Origin of the sequence: Bauldia sp., from assembly GCF_020442045.1 — a bacterium.
Classification (GTDB): Bacteria; Pseudomonadota; Alphaproteobacteria; order Rhizobiales; family Kaistiaceae; genus Bauldia.
This window is the reverse complement of the sequence record NZ_JAGRLA010000114.1, coordinates 1-17559: the sequence shown is the minus strand read 5'-3', so window position 1 is coordinate 17559 and position 17559 is coordinate 1. Positions and strand designations below refer to the sequence as shown.

At 66.3% G+C, this 17559-nt stretch carries 15 protein-coding genes; 10 read left to right on the top strand and 5 right to left on the bottom strand.

Going from position 1 to position 17559, the window contains the following annotated elements; genetic code table 11:
- Together KDJ86_RS13250 and cckA are read right to left on the bottom strand one after the other, a co-directional pair.
- Positions 1-533 (bottom strand): sulfotransferase (locus KDJ86_RS13250; RefSeq protein ID WP_291746572.1); only part of this gene is annotated, 533 nt, incomplete at its 3' end.
- A 144-nt stretch (positions 534-677) separates the two neighbouring features.
- Positions 678-3236: a cell cycle histidine kinase CckA gene (gene cckA, locus KDJ86_RS13245; RefSeq protein ID WP_291746569.1), complete on the bottom strand. Its 2559-nt coding sequence runs from the start codon at positions 3234-3236 to the stop codon at positions 678-680.
- 233 nt (positions 3237-3469) lie between these two features.
- Here cckA and KDJ86_RS13240 point away from each other — a divergent pair, with 233 nt between their 5' ends.
- The 8 genes from KDJ86_RS13240 (at position 3470) to KDJ86_RS13205 (ending at position 11856) form a co-directional block, all read left to right on the top strand.
- Positions 3470-4504 carry a flagellar biosynthetic protein FliO gene (locus KDJ86_RS13240; protein ID WP_291746565.1) on the top strand — a complete coding sequence of 345 codons (1035 nt, stop codon included), beginning with the start codon at positions 3470-3472 and terminating at the stop codon, positions 4502-4504.
- 150 nt (positions 4505-4654) lie between these two features.
- A complete protein-coding gene (dksA, locus tag KDJ86_RS13235) occupies positions 4655-5083 on the top strand; it encodes an RNA polymerase-binding protein DksA (protein ID WP_291746562.1) in 429 nt (142 codons plus the stop codon).
- Positions 5084-5265: 182 nt separating this feature from the next.
- Positions 5266-5742 (top strand): BA14K family protein, encoded by a 477-nt coding sequence (locus KDJ86_RS13230; protein ID WP_291746559.1) that lies wholly within the window; start codon positions 5266-5268, stop codon positions 5740-5742.
- Between the two features lie 140 nt (positions 5743-5882).
- A complete protein-coding gene (locus tag KDJ86_RS13225) occupies positions 5883-6398 on the top strand; it encodes a SixA phosphatase family protein (RefSeq protein ID WP_291746556.1) in 516 nt (171 codons plus the stop codon).
- A gap of 112 nt (positions 6399-6510) precedes the next feature.
- On the top strand, positions 6511-7962 hold the full coding sequence (locus KDJ86_RS13220; RefSeq protein WP_291746553.1) for a YcjX family GTP-binding protein: 1452 nt from the start codon (positions 6511-6513) through the stop codon (positions 7960-7962).
- Positions 7959-9002 carry a YcjF family protein gene (locus KDJ86_RS13215; protein WP_291746550.1) on the top strand — a complete coding sequence of 348 codons (1044 nt, stop codon included), beginning with the start codon at positions 7959-7961 and terminating at the stop codon, positions 9000-9002. The genes KDJ86_RS13220 and KDJ86_RS13215 overlap by 4 nt, the downstream gene beginning before the upstream one ends.
- A gap of 257 nt (positions 9003-9259) precedes the next feature.
- Positions 9260-10339 carry a hypothetical protein gene (locus KDJ86_RS13210; RefSeq protein ID WP_291746548.1) on the top strand — a complete coding sequence of 360 codons (1080 nt, stop codon included), beginning with the start codon at positions 9260-9262 and terminating at the stop codon, positions 10337-10339.
- A 401-nt stretch (positions 10340-10740) separates the two neighbouring features.
- On the top strand, positions 10741-11856 hold the full coding sequence (locus KDJ86_RS13205) for a polymer-forming cytoskeletal protein (protein WP_291746545.1): 1116 nt from the start codon (positions 10741-10743) through the stop codon (positions 11854-11856).
- Positions 11857-11883: 27 nt separating this feature from the next.
- Here KDJ86_RS13205 and KDJ86_RS13200 read toward each other — a convergent pair whose 3' ends face one another.
- Positions 11884-12387: a cupin domain-containing protein gene (locus tag KDJ86_RS13200; protein ID WP_291746542.1), complete on the bottom strand. Its 504-nt coding sequence runs from the start codon at positions 12385-12387 to the stop codon at positions 11884-11886.
- Positions 12388-12674: 287 nt separating this feature from the next.
- Between KDJ86_RS13200 and KDJ86_RS13195 the strand changes: the two genes are divergently transcribed.
- Both KDJ86_RS13195 and KDJ86_RS13190 read left to right on the top strand, forming a co-directional pair.
- On the top strand, positions 12675-14975 hold the full coding sequence (locus tag KDJ86_RS13195) for an efflux RND transporter permease subunit (RefSeq protein ID WP_291746540.1): 2301 nt from the start codon (positions 12675-12677) through the stop codon (positions 14973-14975).
- Positions 14906-15472, top strand: coding sequence for a hypothetical protein (locus KDJ86_RS13190; protein WP_291746538.1), 567 nt, complete (start codon positions 14906-14908; stop codon positions 15470-15472). Before KDJ86_RS13195 ends, KDJ86_RS13190 begins: the two co-directional genes overlap by 70 nt.
- A gap of 18 nt (positions 15473-15490) precedes the next feature.
- Here KDJ86_RS13190 and KDJ86_RS13185 read toward each other — a convergent pair whose 3' ends face one another.
- On the bottom strand, positions 15491-16297 hold the full coding sequence (locus KDJ86_RS13185; protein ID WP_291746536.1) for a class I SAM-dependent methyltransferase: 807 nt from the start codon (positions 16295-16297) through the stop codon (positions 15491-15493).
- Positions 16298-16418: 121 nt separating this feature from the next.
- The gene (locus KDJ86_RS13180; protein ID WP_291746534.1) at positions 16419-17474 is read right to left on the bottom strand and encodes an NAD(P)/FAD-dependent oxidoreductase; all 1056 of its coding nucleotides are present in this window, start codon (positions 17472-17474) and stop codon (positions 16419-16421) included.
- Positions 17475-17559: the final 85 nt, after the last annotated feature.

The window sequence follows — 17559 nt, the reverse complement described above, 5'->3', positions numbered from 1 at the left end:
AGCGTCCGGTACGGCGTCCTCATCCCGGTATTGAGCAGAGCGAACTCGTCCTCCTGCGGCCGGTCCGGTCCGAAGCTCATGTTGTCGAAGGGCCGGGTCGCCGGGAGCAGCCTCTTGATCCACGGCCTGACGAGGCGCTGGGTCATCAGGAAGGACTCGGGAAACATGCACTGGAAGGTGGTCGGCGCCGCGAAGCGCGGATCGCAGTCGAGCAGTTCGTGGAGGAGCGTCGTGCCGGTCCGCCAATGGCCAATGATGAAGACCGGCGGTTGAACCCTCGTCTCGCGGATCCGCCCGCCATGAGCCAACTGCGAAGCCCGGTGGAGCGCCGAATTGAGCGGCGTCGCCAGCGTCACGCCGAGAATACGGGGCAGGCAGTTCAGGGTGATGTCGAACCCGCCCGAGGCGAGCAGCCGGGCCCAGGTGCCGAAGCGCATGCCGTACCAGACATACGAACTCGAACCGCCGAACCGTTCTATCCTGAAAGGATTCTTCACTACGAACTGATTGCCTTCTTCGCGGTCCACCGCCACCGCAAGAAATCCGTATCCCATCAACCCGGCGCGAAAACGGCAGCCACGGCCGGCTGACCGGCCTTCGCCGCGAACGGGACGACAGCACCCGGCCGGTCGGCCCAAGCATGGCATGCCACGCGGCGGCCTGTCACGGGCGCGGGATCACCGACCCAGCGTCTCCTTCACCGCGATGGCGAGCTCCTTCAGCGAGAAGGGCTTCGGCAGGAAGCGGAAGCTCTCGCCTTCCGGCAGATTCTTCCTGAAGGCTTCCTCGGCATAACCCGAGACGAAGATGATCTTCAGCTCGGGGCGGGTCTTGCGCAATTCGCGCAGGAGCGACGGCCCGTCGAGCTCCGGCATCACCACGTCCGAGACGACGAGATCGATCTTGCCCCCGGCCTCCTCCATCACGTCGAGCGCCTCGATGCCCGACGACGCCTCATAGACCTGGTAGCCGCGCGAGGTCAGCGCCCGCGCCGCGAAGGCGCGCACCGCTTCCTCGTCCTCGACCAGGAGGATATTCGCGGTGCCGGTGAGGTCGGCGATCTCGGGCTGCGCCGCCGCGGCGGCGGGCGCGATCTCGCCCTCGGCCGGCACGTAACGCGGAATGAAGACCCTGAAGGTGGTGCCCTTGCCGACTTCGCTGTCGAGGAAGATATGTGCCCCGGTCTGCTTGACGATGCCGTAGACCGTGGACAGGCCGAGCCCGGTCCCCTTGCCGACCTCCTTGGTCGAGAAGAAGGGCTCGAAGATACGTTCCTGGACCTCCTGGGCCATGCCGGTGCCGGTGTCCTCCACCTCGAGGAGCACGTAGTCGGCGGCGGGCAGCGGCCGGTAGGAGAACCGGCTTACCTCCGCGGCCGGCAGGTTGCTGGTGCGGATCGTCATCGTACCGCCGGCCGGCATGGCGTCGCGCCCGTTGACGGCGAGGTTGATGATCACCTGTTCGAGCTGGTTGAGATCGGCCTTGATCGGCCAGACGTCGCGGCCGTGGACGACCTCGAGCTTGACGTTCTCGCCGAGCAGCCGGGTGAGCAGGATGGTGATGTCGGACAGCAGGTCGCTGAGCTGCAGTACCTGCGGCCTGAGCGTTTGACGGCGGGAGAAGGCAAGCAGTTGCCGGACGAGCCCCGCGGCCCGGTTGGCATTCTGCTTGATATTCATGATGTCCTGGAAGGACGGGTCGCTCGGCCGATGGTTGGCCAGCAGCAGATCCGAGAAGCCGATGATCGCGGTCAGCACGTTGTTGAAGTCGTGGGCTATGCCGCCGGCCAGCTTGCCGACGGTCTCCATCTTCTGGCTCTGGGCGAATTGCTGCTCGAGCACCCGCTGCTGGGTGATGTCGATGGCGTTGACGACGACCGCTTCCTCGTCGTCGCCGCCATCCGCGACGGGATTGATGTAGAAACGCGCCCCGCGTTCGCCGTCGCCGGTGAGGCTCACGTCGATCGGCGGTATCTCGGTCGATCCCCGTGTCACCGATTCCAGCGCCGCGGCGATCGTCTCCCGATCGGATTCGGCCACGAGGTCGACCAGCTTCCGCTTCTTGCCGGCGCCGTCGTCAACCCCGACGCCGAACAGTTTGATGAATTCGGCATTCCGCCGGCCGATGAAGCCGTCCCGGCCGATCGCGGCGATGGCGATGGGCGCCGAATTGAAGAAACGGGCGAAACGCACTTCGGAGGCGCGAAGCGCTTCCGAAGCCTCCGAGGTCTCCTCACCCGGGCTCCGGTTGAGGACGATGGTCCGCGTCGCCCCCGGCGCTCCGTCGGCGGTAACCGGAACCCGGTGCAACAGCCTGACCGGGAGGCTGCGCCCGTCCCGCTTGACGAGGTCGAGGTCGATGATGTCGGTCCGCGACCGCCCCGGTTCGCTGAGCACGCCGTTGAGCAGCGCGATGCTGTCACCGCGGACCATGTCGGCAAGCGTCAGCGATCCGGCCTCGAAGCGGGCGATATCCATGCCGAGCCATTCGGCCAGCGTCGCGTTGACATAGACGATACGGCCGTCGGGCTCGGCCGAGAAGAAGCCGACCGGCGCATGGTCGAGATAATCGATCGCATGCTGCAATTCCTGGAAGACCGTTTCCTGGCGGGCGCGTTCGCCGGAGATGTCGGCCACCGTCCAGGCGACGAGCGACTTCGAAGCGCCGCCGGGCGCCAGGGGCCGCGCCTCGATGCGGTACCAGTGGGCATCCATGCCGGTCTCGCCCGCTCCCGACAGGGGCCCCGGCATCCGGACCTCCTCTTCGCCCGCGACGCCGTCGCGCAGCCCCTTCGATATCCGGTGGATCGCCTCGGCGGCGGCGGACTGGTCGGCAAAGACCCGGTCGACCGCCCTGACATCGCGGGCTTCCGACACGCCGATGAGGTCCGCATAGGCCCGGTTGGCGTAGAGGATGCGGTTCGCGGAGTCGGTGATCACCACCCCGTCTTTCTTCGTGTCGAGGAAATTGCGGGTGATGTCGAACCGCTGTCCGCGGCTGGCGAAGCGGATCAGGCCGATCGCGGCGGCGAACAGGCCCGCGACGCCGATGACGGCCAGCACGGCGAGCAGTCCGAGAACCAGGGGTTCGGCGCGCTGGCGCTCGATCAGGGCAAAGCCGATCGCCAGCCCGACCAGCCCGAAGGCCAGGACCACCAGCCGCCCGGCGGCGGTGATGCCGCTGGACCGATCGATGACCGGGTCGGCGCGAACGGCTTCCTTTGCCCGTTCGTTCATGCCGGATCGATTGCCCCCTTCGTCAGTCCCGGCAGCGCCGCGACCCGGCCACGCCCCGGTGGATGAAGGTCAAACCGGGGGTAAAACCTTCCACCATCGACGCTCTCGGGTCTTGCATTGGCCGCGCCACCTTGAAAAGACTGATAATTCCGATGATTCGCCAACGACGAATGTGCCGATCACGGCAGAAATGAGCAAGGTCAACCGTCGCGGGGAACGTCAGGGGACGTAAGATGCGTGAGGCGCTGGTTTCAATATTCGGCCAGGATGGCGCGGTGGTTGTCCAATATATCGTCACCTTCCTGATCATCCTCGCCCTTGTCGGCGGGGCATTGTGGCTTGGAAGGCGCTACGCCGGCGGCCGGGTCAACGTTGCCGGCCGCGGCCGGCTTCCGCGGCTTGCGGTGATCGACGCGCTCAGCGTCGACAAGCGCCGGCGCCTGGTCCTCGTGCGGCGCGACAATGTGGAGCACCTGCTGCTGATCGGCGGACCGAGCGACATCGTTGTCGAGCCGTCCATCACCCGCGCCCGTGTCTCACCGCGGCCGGGACAGGTCGCGGATCGCGCGCCGAACCAGCCGGCCATTGGCGCACCGCAGCCGGCACCGCCACCGCCGCCGCATCTCCAGCGGACCGCCGTCGTCGCGGCGCTGCGGGCCCGTGCCCTGCGCGCATCGGAGCGGCCCGAGCCGGCTGCCACCGAGGAACCGATTCCCTTCCCGCCCCGCCGCTCCCAGGCCCGTGAGCCCGAGCCCCGGCAGACAGACAGACCGTCCGTGCGCGAAGAGCCGAAAATGGTGGCCGCGCCCGTCGCCCCACCGCCTCGCGAGGCGCCTTCCGCGCTTCGCGACGAGCCGGGCGAACCGGAACCACCGTATGAGCCGCGACGGGTCACAGGCCCGACGGCGGCCCATCACGCGCCACCCTTGCGGCCGGAGCCTCCCGCCGTCGAACCGTCGCCGCTGCCGGTGATTCGCCCTCTCCCGTCCGAAGAGCCGGCCGAGCTGGCCGAGGAGCGCGACATCACCATTGCCGAGGTCGCGACGCCGTCCCGCAAGAGCGCCTTTGCGCCGCCGGCCGGGTCCGGACACGCCGCCGCACTCCCCGCCGCCCCGGAGGACGACCCGCGCTCGCCGCGCGAAGAGCCGAAACGGCCGCCACCGCCCGGACCCAGGTCCGCCGATGACGACGACGCCGACGCGGTCAGCAATCTCGAAAAGGACATGGCCCGCCTGCTCGGCCAGATATCCAATTCGGGTTCCAGCTGAAAAATGCCTCACGGCGCGTCATTCTCGCGCCATCTTTGGCATGAAAACGCCTCGCCAAATCGTCATCGAAACGTCGTCATCGGGCTGTTGTCGACGTCAGGTGCCATCGCTATATTCCGCCGCGCGACGCAGCCGAGTCAGAGGTAATCCATGCCGCAGTCAGCCGTTCGAACCAGGGCGCGTGACTATCGACCGAGCGACGACGAACCGTTCATGAACGAACGGCAGCGGGAGTATTTCCGGGAGAAGCTGATTGCCTGGAAAGAGGAAATCCGCAAGGAAGCCCGGGAGACGCTGGAATATCTCCAGGCGGAGAGCCAGAATCATCCGGACCTCGCCGACCGCGCCTCTTCGGAGACCGACCGCTCGATCGAGCTTCGGGCCCGCGACCGCCAGCGCAAGCTGATCGCCAAGATCGACGCCGCCCTGCAGCGAATCGAGGACGGTACCTACGGCTATTGCGAGGAGACCGGCGAGCCGATCAGCCTGAAGCGTCTCGACGCCCGGCCGATCGCGACCCTGTCGATCGAGGCGCAGGAACGCCACGAACGCCGCGAACGCGTCTATCGCGACGATTGATCGCCATCGTCCAAGAAACGCCCGACTTCATCGCTATCGAGCCGTCGGAACCGGAATCGGCTGGGTTGCCATGATCTGATCTTTGCGCCATCTATCGGCGCGTGAGGGTGGCTTGAATAAACCGACGCACCGGGCCTGGGCAGCCCAAGGGGGTGTCGATTGATTCGCAAAGGAGCCAAGCAATGAAATCACTCGTTACGGCCGTCGCCATGGTCGGTCTCGTCGCAACCGGGTTCACCGGGTTCGGGGTGACCGGCGCATCCGCGGGGAATTCGCGGGCCTATTGCGAGCAGTATGCCAAGGATGTTTCGCGCCAGGAGACGGGCGGCAACATCCTCGGCGGTGCCGCGGTCGGCGCGATCGGCGGCGCGGTTCTCGGTGGCATCTTCGGCGGCGGACGCAAGGGCTCCGTCGGCACCGGCGCCGCGGTCGGCGCCCTTGGCGGCGGCGGACTCGGCGCCGTCAACCGCACCCGCGTCTACGATCGGGCCTACCAGGAATGCATCAACCAGAAAGCGGCCCCGGCCGCCTATGGTGCTCCGCCGGTCGGCTCGAAGAAGTGGAAGAATCTCTGCTCGCAGAAATACCGCTCGTTCAATCCGGCGACCGGCTATTACAAGGGCTATGACGGCGACTATCACCTCTGCCAGATCCCGTAGGCCTGTCGCGAGCCTGATATCCCATCCGGCGCGCCCGCCCCTCCGGCGGGCGCGTTTTTTCTTGCCGGACGACGGGCATCACCAAGCCACGGCCCGTCTCGGGTAGAATCGCGGCATCGTGACGATTCGGGAGGTCTGCCATGTCGCGGCTTCTTCTTCTCCGCCATGCCAAGTCGGATTGGGGCGACGCGAATCTGCGCGACTTCGACCGGCCGCTTGCGCCACGCGGCGAACGCGCCGCGGCGGACATGGCCAGGGCGATCTCGGACGGCGGCATCCTGCCCGACCGGATCCTGTGTTCGCCGGCCCGCCGGACGCGCGAGACCCTCGCCGCGCTGAAGCCCTATCTCATCGGCGGCGACCGGGTCGAGTTCGTCGAAAGCCTCTACGAGAGCACGCCCGGCGAATATCTGCGCGTCATCGCGACGAAGGGCGACGCGGCCGAAACCCTGATGGTCATCGGCCACAACCCCTCGACCCAGGGCGCGGCGCTGGCCCTGGCCGGCACGGGAGAGCCGGGCCTCCTCGGCGAAATAGCGGCAAAATACCCGACCGGCGCGCTCGCCGTCATCGACTTCGAGGCGAATGACTGGTCGGCGATTTCGCCGGGCGACGGCCACCTCGCGGCCTTCCTCAGGCCCCGCGAGCTCGGGTAAGGGCCGTCCGCCAGCAACCGGAAATGGCGGATTCGGCCGGCTTGGGGCTTCCGGGCGAGCGTTCCAGTGCATACATCGGTGATCCGAGCCGGGTTCCCGGGAGCGAGCGACCTTGTCACTGACGGCAATCACCGACGAAACCCGGCTGGCGCTGACAACGCTCGCGGAACGGACCATCGGCATCACGGCGCCCGCCATCCGGCTCGGGGTCACCGGGCTGGCGCGCGCCGGCAAGACCGTCTTCATCTCGGCGCTGGTCCATAACCTGATCCATGGCGGCCGGCTGCCGCTGTTCAGGGCCTATTCCGGCGGCCGCGTCCTCGGCTCCCATCTCGAGCCGCAACCCGACGACGCCGTGCCGCGCTTCGAGTATGAGCGCCATGTCGAAGCGCTCGTCGAAGACCGGGTCTGGCCGGATTCGACCCGCCAGATCAGCGAGCTGCGCCTGACGGTCCAGTATGAGTCGGCGTCCTTCCTGACCCGCACCCTCAGCGGCGGGAAGATCCACATCGACATCGTCGACTATCCCGGCGAGTGGCTGCTCGACCTGCCCCTCCTGTCGAAGGATTTCGCCACCTGGTCGCGCGAGGCGCTGGCCTTCGCCCGCGCGCCGGAGCGAAGCCGGACCGCCGCACCGTGGCTCGACCGGCTGGCGACCATCGACTCCGACGCGCCGGAAGACGAGGCGCTCGCCCGGCAGCTCGCTGCAACCTTCACCGGCTACCTGCGGGCCACCCGCGCGGAAAGCGGCAGCCTCTCGACCCTGCCGCCGGGGCGCTTCCTGATGCCCGGCGACCTCGAGGGCTCCCCGGCGCTGACCTTCTCCCCCCTCGACCTCGCGGACGGGACGATCCGCCCCGGCTCGACGGCCGCGATGATGGCGCGCCGTTTCGAGAGCTACAAATCCGCCGTCGTCCGCCCCTTCTTCCGCGACCACTTCGCCCGCCTCGACCGACAGATCGTGCTGATCGACGCGCTGGAGGCGCTGAACGCGGGATCGGCGGCGGTGAACGGGCTGGAGACCGCGCTCGCCGACATCCTCGCCGCCTTCCGGCTTGGCCGGACGAACTGGCTCGGCGGGCTGGTCAGCCGGAGGATCGACCGGATCCTCTTCGCCGCAACCAAGGCGGACCACCTCCATCACGGCGACCATGATCGGCTCGAGGCGATCCTGTCGCGGCTCGTCGGCCGCGCCATCGAGCGCGCCCGCTTCGCCGGCGCCACCGTCGACGTGATCGCCCTCGCCTCGGTGCGGGCGACGCGGGAGGGGACGATCACCCATCATGGCGAGAGCCTGCCGTCGATCATCGGCACACCGCTGCCGGGCGAGACCGTCGACGGCCGGATCTTCGACGGCAGCACGGAAATCGCCATGTTTCCCGGTGACTTGCCGGACAATCCGGAATCGGTTTTCGAAGAGCCCGGCGGGACCTCCATGCCGCTTCAATATGTCCGCTTCCGTCCGCCACGGCTCGAGCGGACGGCGGAGGGCCTTACCCTGTCGCTGCCCCATATCCGACTCGACCGGGCCCTCGAATTCCTGCTCGGAGACCGCCTCAGATGACACGGCAAGCAAGGCGTCCGACCGCGTTCGAGCTCGACGACCTCAACGTCGTCGAGGCCGATTACGTGCCCGGCGTCGGCGCGCAGCCGGTGCTGGTCCCGGACGCCGATCCCTTCGCTTCGCCGGCGGCCGGCGACGATGTGGTCGCCGCCGCGATCCCCAAGCGCGGGATTCGCTGGTCGCGCTATTTCCTCGCGGCACTTGGCGGATTGATAACCCTCGGGATCGGCCTCGCCATCGACAACCTGATCCGCGACCTCTTCGACCGCAACGACGTCCTCGGCTGGATCGCCGTCGGCTTCGCCGGCCTTGCCGTGCTGGCCCTTCTGGCGCTGGCGATCCGCGAAATCACCGCGCTGTCGCGCATCCGCAAGGTTACCCGGATCCACGAACGCGCCGTCGCGATCATCGACAGCGACGACCGGACGGCGGCGCGCACCCTCTCCCGCGAGCTCATCCGCCTCTATGACGGCCGGCCCGAGACGGCCCGCGGGCGGGCCGCCCTTGCCCGCCACATCGAGGAGATCATCGACGGGCGCGACCTGATCGGCCTCGCCGAGACCGAGCTGATGCTGCCCTTCGACGAGGCGGCGCGCCGGCTGGTGCTGGCGACATCCAAGCGCGTCGCGCTGGTCACCGCCATCTCGCCCCGTGCCGTGGTCGACGTGCTCTTCGTCGGCGCCCAGATCCTCAGGCTGATCCGCCAGCTTGCCTCGCTCTATGACGGCCGGCCGGGAACCTTCGGCTTCCTGCGGCTGACCCGCGCCGCCATCACCCACCTGGCGGTGACTGGAGGGATGGCGGCCGGCGATTCGCTCGTCCAGCAGATCCTCGGCCACGGCATCGCCGCCAAGCTCTCGGCGCGGCTCGGCGAAGGCGTGGTCAACGGGCTGCTCACCGCCCGGGTCGGGATCGCCGCGATCGAGGTCTGCCGGCCCCTGCCCTTCGTCAACGCCCGCCCGCCCCGTCTCGCCGATGTGGTCGCCGAGTTGCGCGGTGCCGGCGGCGGCAGGGCGAAGACCGACCCGGCGGACGAGTAGGCCCCGCCCGTGTGACGCCGATCACAGCCCGACCGTCCGGAAGCGGCTATCAGCCCGCCCACCTTGATGACCCGGAACGGTCGCCACCGCGTTGGCGGCTACCCGACCGGGTTCCTCGACAATTGTGATCCAACGACCAGACGCGCCGCTGCCGCGGCGCGGCCCGGCTTCCCGTGTCACCAGCGATCCCGCCCATCGGCGGCCGCCGAAAGGTTTCGGTCATGCCTACTCAGACGAGTGACGTTTTCGGATATTACGTGAACAATCCCCTTGGTCTCGGCCTGGTCTATGCCGGTCCGGATATCGCGTGGACCATCGCCAGGGACGTCTTCGTCGGCGCATCGAAGGTCGCCGTCTACAGCGCCCACAATGGCAGCAAGCTGATCAACAAGGGCGACATCTCCAGCGACGAACTCGGCGTCCACATCGAGGCGAAGGAGGACGGCAGCGTCGTCAACAAGGCGGGGGCGAGCATCTTCGGCGCAACTGGCGTGACGACCGGCATGGTCGCCTCGCGCGACATGACGGTCGTCAATCACGGCGAGATATTCGGCAAGGAACTGGCCGGCGTATCAGCCACCGACGTTTCGGGCTTCAACCTCCGCAACGACGGCGACATTTTCGGCGCCCAGGCCGGCGTCTACACGCAGACGGGTCATCCCGACTCCCAGTCCGGTCCGACCATCAAGAACGCGGGCCATATTCATTCGGATGTGTACGGGATCTACGCCCAGGCAATTCCGGGACTGACGGCGACCGTCGTCAACAAGGCAGGGGGCGTCATCGAGGGAGAGGTGCAGGCGATCCGGACGACACCCGGACATCTCGCGCTCGACAATCGCGGAAAGATCAAGGGCGACGTCTTCTCCGCCGCCGAGTCGGACAAGGTCGTCAACCGCGGCAAGATCAAGGGAGAAGTCTTCCTGAATGGTGGTGACGATGTCTATCGAAGCAAGGATGGAAAGGCGGGCCTGGTCCATGGCGGCGACGGCAACGACAAGCTCCATGCCGGCGGCGCAAGGGACAAGTTCGTCTTCGACACCAAGCTCGATGCAGCGTCCAACGTCGACATCGTCAAGCACTTCGATTCGGCCAAGGATACGGTCTTCCTCGACCTTTCGATCTTTGCCGCCTTGACCGGCCCCGGAGCCCTGGCAGCATCCGAGTTTCACAAGGGCAAGCAAGCGGCCGACGCGGACGACCATGTCATCTACGACAGGACGACCGGCGCCTTGGCCTACGACCCCGACGGGAACGGCGACATTGCCCAGACGCTGTTCGCCAATATCGGAAAGGGGCTCCACCTCGACAGCAGCGCCTTCACCGTCGTCGCTTAGGGACTCCCGAGAGGGGCGCTACCCGTCCCAGATCCCGGCAACCGGCCCGTCCCGCCCGCCGGATCGGCGCCGGGAACGGCGACCGCCGCGATTCGGCTGCGGATCGCCGATGTGGTCGCCGAGTTGCGCGGGGCCGGCGGCGGCAAGGCGAAGACCGAGCCGGCGGACGATTGACGCCCCGAACGTCAATACAATTGTTAGTTGCCCGGAGACTCCCGCCCTACTACGATTTATCGGACAAAGTCCGGTGTCGCGGCCGCCAAAGTCCGGTGCAGCGACCTCGGACGACACGCCGCGCAACGTCCCCGGGTAAGCATTGCCTTGTTCGCCCGACTGGAGGGTAACCGATGCCTGTGCAAAATACCGACCTCTTCAACAACAATTCGCCAGCGATCTGGTACATGAGCCCGGGCGAAAGCTGGACGATCGGCAAGAATGCCCATGTCGGATCGAACCTGAGCAACGGCGTCCACAGCACATTCAGCGCCAGCGAATTGACCAACAAGGGCGCCGTCTATTCGACACAGGGCTACGGCGTATTATTCAGCGGCGGCGATTCCAGTATTACAAATAAAGATTCTGGAAATATAACCGGATTTCTTGCGGGAATTTACTTAGGCGGCTACAACAACAATCTCTCCAACTATGGTGACATAAGCGCGAAAGGCGCCACCGGTGACGGAGTATTTATCTACGATAGCTACGGAACCTGGATAAAGAACTACGGGGATATCTTCGGAATACGGTCCGGCATCTGGATTCAGAACACGTCGCCAGTTTCCCAGGGGCCAAAGATCGACAACCACGACCGCATCCATTCCAGCGGCCCGGCCATTTTCTTCGACGGCTATTCCGATGAGAAGACGACGATCATCAATCGCGATGGCGCCAGGATCACCGGCGACAACGGTGCCGCGATCTACGTTCAGGACGGCGCGATCACGGTGAAGAACAGCGGCGTCATCAAGGGCCTGGTCCAGGGCGACGTCACGGAGGAGATAGACGACAAGATCGTCAACAAAGGCAGTATCAAAGGTGACGTCAACCTCTGGGGTGGCGACGACAAGGTCGTCAACAAGGGCAAGATCAAGGGCGACGTCCATCTCGGCGGCGGCGATGACACCTACAAGAGCAAGGCTGGCAAGGCCAAGATGGTCTTCTCGGACTACGGCAACGACAAGCTGATCGCCGGCGACTCCAAGGACAAGTTCGTCTTCTCGAGCGCCCTCGATTCCTTCCAGAACGTCGATACGGTGAAAAAATTCGAGCCCGGCTACGACAAGTTCTATCTGCACACCATGATCTTCAGCAGCCTCGCCACGGGGCCGCTGCCGGCCTCTCAGTTCCATAAGGGAAAGCAGGCCGCCGATTCCGACGACTACATCATCTACGACAAGAAAGAGGGCGACCTCTATTTTGACCGCGACGGCAGTGGAAACCTCTACGCCCAGGTCGAGTTCGCCCACGTCCAGAAGAACCTGGACCTCAGCCACCACGATTTCACGGTCATGGCCTGACCGCCTGGACGACGACGAGCGGTGCCGCTACCCGCCCCAGATCCTGGCAACCGGCCCGTCCCGCCCGCCAACCGGATCGGCGTCGGGAACGGCAACCGCCGCGATTCGGCCCCGGATCGCCTGCCCGTCCTCGGCGCCCTCCCGCATCAGGTCGGCCCACTGGCCGCCCGGGTAGGCGCCAATGACCAGCAGGTCGGGCGTCGCGGACAGACGCTTGTGGCCGACACCGGCGGGGATCAGTACCGCGTCTCCGGCCTGGACATGCAGGCTTTCCCCGCCCTCGCCGCCAAAGCGGACCTCCGCCTCGCCGGCGGCGATGCCGAGCACCTCATGGGCGGTGGAATGATAGTGGTGGAAAGGGAAGATGCCGTTTCGCCAGCTCCCGCCCCAGCCATTGGCGGCGAACAGCGCCTCGAATCGCGATGCCATGTCGCCACCGGCGGGGTCGAGCGCCCGCGGATAGACGATCAGCGGCACGCTGTTGTTGGGAATGTCGCCGTCGTCGGCGAACAGGAAGGACCAGGTCTCCATCGCTGCACCTGATTTCCGTCGGGGCCGGGAGCCATCGTCCCGGCGGCAAAAGTTTGACAGGCCCTTGCCGTACCGTCAAAACTCCGGCACTAGGGTGGCGCCAATCAAAGGCCGGAAAGACACATGCAAGCCGACAGGCCCCAGCAGGACCGGCGGCGCGGCGAAGATGTCGCACCTTCGGCAACATCCGGTGCACGCCGCCACCTTAATTCCGCCTCGGGCTACGTCGACCACATGGTCGCCAGACGGCCTCTTGTGACCGGACCGGGGCGGGATCGATCGGCGGAATGAATTCACTCGGCTTCGGTCTCGAACGTGTCGTCGCACCGATCTTCCGGTGGCCGCGCCTGTCCGGCCTTGTCGTTCTCGTCCTCCTCGGCGTGTGCGCCTTTGGCGGGACGAAGCTGACATTCGACCAGAACCTCCGCGCCGTCTTCGCCGGCGGCACCGAGGCCTACAAGGTCTATTCCAAGACGGTCGAGGATTTCGTCGATCCCGAGAACGAGATCCTGATCCTCGTCGAAGGCAAGCGCCTCGGCGAGCCCGAGGTCTTCGCCAAGCTGCGCGACTTCCAGTTCGAGCTGCAGTTCATCGACGGCGTCGGCAGCGTCGTCTCGGCCTTCGCGCTGAGACAGGCGCCGGACGCCAATGGCGACGCCCCCCTGCTCATCGACAATGCCGAGGCCGGGCTGACGCCGGAGCTTCTGGAGAAAGTCCGCGCCCATCCGCTCTTCGGCAGCAAGCTGCTGTCGACCGACGGGACGGCGATGAACTTCATCGTCACCCCGACCGAGCCCAAGGCTCCGCTGGACGTCACCCGCGTCCTCCGGCAGCAGATCGAGCAGACCGCGAAGGACGTCCTTGGCGATACCGGCCTGAAGGTCACCGTCAGCGGCTTCCCGACGCTGCGCCTCGATATCGTCGACGTCCTGATCCGCGACCAGATCATCCTCAACACGGCCGGCGTCATCGTCGGCATCATCATGAGCCTGATCGTCTTCCGGTCGGTGATTGCCGCGGTGATGACGGCGGTCCCGGCGATCATCGCCGGTGGCGCCGTGCTCGGCATGATCGGCCTGACGGGCACGTCGATCACCGTGATGTCGAACGTCGTCCCGGCACTGATCATGGTGCTCGGCTACGCCGACGCGATGCATCTGACCTATGCCTGGCGACGATACCGGGCCGAAGGCGCGAGTCCCACGGAGGCAGCCCGTTTGGCCGAGGACGAAGTCGGCGCGGCCTGTATCCTGACGGCGATCACCACCGCCCTCGCCTTCCTGTCACTGACCCTCTCCGACGTCCAGATCGTCAGCCGCTTCGCCTGGATCGGTGCGATCGGCGCCGTGCTGGGCGGCATGCTGGTCCTCGCCGTCCATACCCTGCTTGCAATCTATCTCGGCCGTTTCTGGGAACCTGCCCACGGCACCGGCCGGAGCCTTCTCGCCCGGCTTCGCGGACCGAATGCCGCGATCGGCCGGTTTGCCGTGAAACACGCCAATCCGATCGCATCGATCGCGGTGATCATGGTCGTCATCCTCGGCGCCATGTATTTCTCGGTGCCGCCACAGCATTCGTTGCGCGAGCACCTGCCGGCCAACAATCCCGCCAACGCCGCCCTCGGCCAGATCGACAAGCTCTTCGACGGCGCCTACCCGATCCAGATCGTCGTTCCGCTCGGCGACGCTTCGCCCACCTCTCCCGAAGGGCTGGAGAAGATCCGCGCGGTCCAGGACGCGGTCGCGAAGATACCCGGCGTGGCGAGCCCGCTGTCGCTGTGGAGCGTCGCCGAATGGCTCGGCGGCGACATGCAGCAGGCGTCCGAGAGGCTCACCGATCTCGCCGAGGAAATGCCGCCGGAGACCGCGTCGCGCTTCTTCGGCCGCGATGGCGCTTCACTGGTGACGGTGAGCGTCCACGAGATGACCACCGCCGAGGCCAAGCCGCTGATCGACAAGATCGAGACCGCGGCCAGGGACGCCGGCGGACCGGACGTGACGGTCACCGGCGTGACGGTACTGACGGCGCGTGAAAGCGACCGGACGATCAACAACCTGTTCTGGAGCCTGACGCTGGCGGTGGTCGCCGGGGTCGGCGCGATCATGCTCGCCTTCCGCGACTGGCGGATGGGCGCGGTCGCCCTGCTGCCGAATGCGCTGCCGATCTTCTCGACCGGCGCGCTCCTGTTCATCACCGGCGCCGGCATGCAGTTCACCAGCGTCCTGTCCCTCACCGTCGCCTTCGGCATTGCGGTCGACGACACCATTCACTATCTCAACCGCTTCAGGTTGAGCGGCGCGTCGCTGAGCCTGCCCGATCGGCTGATCGACACATCGCGTCATATCGGGCCGGTGCTCGTCGGTACGACGGCCATCATCATCGCCGGGCTTTCGACCACATTTGTGAGCGAAATGCCGACTATAAACCTGTTTGGCGAATTGGCGGCCGTGACCCTCGCAGCCGCCCTGATAGCAGACCTTCTGGTCCTGCCCGCACTAATGGCCGGAGTGGCAAGTCCATGGTTCGAAACGAAAAAACCGACCAAAGACAAGGAGTCCGCCGCGCAGGACGAGCCGGTGCAGGCCTGATCCTGGTCGCCCTGGCGCTTGGCCTTGCCGGCGAGCCCGGCTTCGCCGCGGACGACCCTATTCTCGCCCAGATGGCCGGAAACTGGGTTGGTCGCGGCACCTTCAAGTCGAGCCCGAGCGCCGAACCGGAGCTGGTCTACTGCAAGATCACCAACACCCTGTCGAACGGCGGCACGACGCTCAATCAAAAGGGACGTTGCGCGGTCGCGACCAATTCCGGCCGCATCTCCGGAACGATCCGGGCACAGGGCTCGGGCGCCTATGACGGCTCGCTGGAATCCCTCTCCACCAAGGGCCCGCTGACCTTCTCCGGCAAAGCGTCCAACAACCAGATCGCCCTCAACGCCTCATTCGTCGACCGGAAGACCAACAAGCCCGGCAAGGCCTCCATTCAGACCGTGGTCGGCAACGGCAAATATCGCACCGTTTCGAAGACGACCGACACCAAGACCCGGACCGAGTTCGTCGCGAGCGACATCACCTTCACCAAGCAGTAGCCGTTCGCAAGAAGACAATCAGTTGATGGTCGTCCTGAGCGCCCATGCGCGAGCCGTCAGGGGGATGGCGCCATCTTCCCTTCGCGGCAGGGTCTCCTGCAGCCTGTCCGCAAGCTGCCGGAGCCGGTCTCCGGAAAGCGTGGCGCAATAGCCGGGCGCCGGCCCTGCCCCCAGCGTAAACGGGCGCCAGAGGTCGTCGAAATCCTCGAAGACGGTGGGAATCTCGATGGCCCTGCATTCGGGCGCCGCTAGCCCGGCCGATACAAACAGGTCGCTCATCCCCTCTGGCGTGCAAAACGGAAAGCGCCGGTTCTCGGCAAGATCGGCAGCCGTCGGATCGAGATCGACCGCCGCATTCCAGAAGTCGCGGAGGAATCCGAGTCCCCCTCCGGGATAGTCCCAGACATAGACACCGATCGTCGCTCCGGGCCGGGCCACCCGCCTCATCTCGGCAAGCGCCCCGACCTTGTCCGGCACGAAGTTGAGGACCAGGGCGGAAACGATCGCGTCGCGGCTGGCCGGTTCCAGCTCCAGCGATTGCGCGTCGCCGACCCGAAACGCCGCCCGCGGGTCGCGGTTGCTCAATGCGGCGGCAGACACGAAGGCCTCCGACTGATCGATGGCGATCAGGCTCTTCGGAGCATGTCGCGCGAGGATAGCGGCCGACAGGGCGCCGGTGCCGCATCCGACCTCGAGCCAGTCGACACCCGCGGGGACGTCGAGCCAGTCGAGGAAGGGCGGGGCGACCTGCCGGCTCCACCGCCCCATGTAGCGGTCATAGCTGTCTGCGGCTTGCCACGCGTCGTGGCGGGCGTCCCGCACCATCGATCGCTCTCCCGCCTCCGGCGATGTTCGCGCCCTTGCACACGAGCGCAGGATACGCTCGTCCCCGTCGCTCGAACAGGCGGATTCCACCTGCCCGGGCGCGCCGGGGAGAGAGACGCCCTCAGATGACGCCGAGCTTCTTCTGCAGGCTCGAGGACGACGTCGTGTACTGGAAGACGATCCGCTTGTCGGGGTTGATGATGCGGGCGGCCGCCTGGGACATCAGCGCTGCCTCGTGGAAGCCGCAGAGGATCAGCTTGAGCTTGCCCGGATAGGTGTTGATGTCGCCGATGGCGAAGATGCCGGGCTCCGAGGTTTCGAATTTCTCGGTATCGACCGGGATCAGATTCTCCTCGAGATTGATCCCCCAGTTGGCGACCGGGCCGAGCTTCATCGTCAAGCCGAAGAAGGGCAGCATCCGCGTGCAGGCGATCTCGGCCTCGCTCTCCTTGCCCTTGACGGTCGCCGCGGCGAGCTGACCGCCCTCGCCTTTCAGGCCGCTGACCTGGCCGAGCTGGAAGTTGATCTTCCCGGCATCGAGCAGCGCGTGCATCTTCTTGACGCTGTCGGGGGCCGCGCGGAACTCGTCGCGGCGATGGACAAGCGTCAGGCTCCTGGCGATCGGCTGCAGGTTGAGCGTCCAGTCGAGCGCGGAATCGCCGCCGCCGACGATCAGCAGGTCATGGTCGCGGAATTCCTCCATCCGCCGCACCGAATAGAAGACCGACGTGTTCTCGTAATCCTCGATACCCGGCACCGGAGGCCGTTTCGGCTGGAACGATCCGCCGCCCGCCGCGATCACCACGACCCTGGCGAGGAAGGTGTCGCCGGCATCGGTGGTCACGCGAAAGCGCCCGTCCGCCTCGCGGGTCAACGTCTCCACCATCCGGTTGAGGTGGAAGGTCGGGTGGAACGGCTTGATCTGCTCGATCAGCCTCTCGACGAGGCCCTCGCCGGTGATCTCGGGATAGCCGGGGATGTCGTAGATCGGCTTCTCGGGATAGAGCTCGGCGCATTGCCCACCGGGCTTGTCGAGGATGTCGATCAGCGCCGTGTCGAGATCGAGCAGGCCGAGCTCGAACACCGCGAAGAGACCGACCGGGCCGGCGCCGACGATGACAACGTCCTTCTCGATGACGTCGGTCGCGCCGATGGTGTTTGTCGATAGATCGTTCATTCCGCCAAAATCCTGCGTCTTCCAGATCAAGCGGAGACTTATCCGCTGGCCGTCGCAAATCAAAGGAAGATTGTTGCGAGCATTT

Excerpts from the sequence above, each read along its gene's own strand:
- KDJ86_RS13205 (WP_291746545.1), top strand. The coding sequence starts at position 10,741 with ATGAGCCCGGGCGAAAGCTGGACGATCGGCAAGAATGCCCATGTCGGA.
- KDJ86_RS13240 (WP_291746565.1), top strand. The coding sequence starts at position 3,470 with ATGCGTGAGGCGCTGGTTTCAATATTCGGCCAGGATGGCGCGGTGGTT.
- cckA (WP_291746569.1), bottom strand. The coding sequence starts at position 3,236 with ATGAACGAACGGGCAAAGGAAGCCGTTCGCGCCGACCCGGTCATCGAT.
- KDJ86_RS13200 (WP_291746542.1), bottom strand. The coding sequence starts at position 12,387 with ATGGAGACCTGGTCCTTCCTGTTCGCCGACGACGGCGACATTCCCAAC.
- KDJ86_RS13225 (WP_291746556.1), top strand. The coding sequence starts at position 5,883 with ATGTCGCGGCTTCTTCTTCTCCGCCATGCCAAGTCGGATTGGGGCGAC.
- dksA (WP_291746562.1), top strand. The coding sequence starts at position 4,655 with ATGCCGCAGTCAGCCGTTCGAACCAGGGCGCGTGACTATCGACCGAGC.
- KDJ86_RS13190 (WP_291746538.1), top strand. The coding sequence starts at position 14,906 with ATGGTTCGAAACGAAAAAACCGACCAAAGACAAGGAGTCCGCCGCGCA.
- KDJ86_RS13230 (WP_291746559.1), top strand. The coding sequence starts at position 5,266 with ATGAAATCACTCGTTACGGCCGTCGCCATGGTCGGTCTCGTCGCAACC.
- KDJ86_RS13180 (WP_291746534.1), bottom strand. The coding sequence starts at position 17,474 with ATGAACGATCTATCGACAAACACCATCGGCGCGACCGACGTCATCGAG.
- KDJ86_RS13215 (WP_291746550.1), top strand. The coding sequence starts at position 7,959 with ATGACACGGCAAGCAAGGCGTCCGACCGCGTTCGAGCTCGACGACCTC.
- KDJ86_RS13195 (WP_291746540.1), top strand. The coding sequence starts at position 12,675 with ATGAATTCACTCGGCTTCGGTCTCGAACGTGTCGTCGCACCGATCTTC.
- KDJ86_RS13185 (WP_291746536.1), bottom strand. The coding sequence starts at position 16,297 with ATGGTGCGGGACGCCCGCCACGACGCGTGGCAAGCCGCAGACAGCTAT.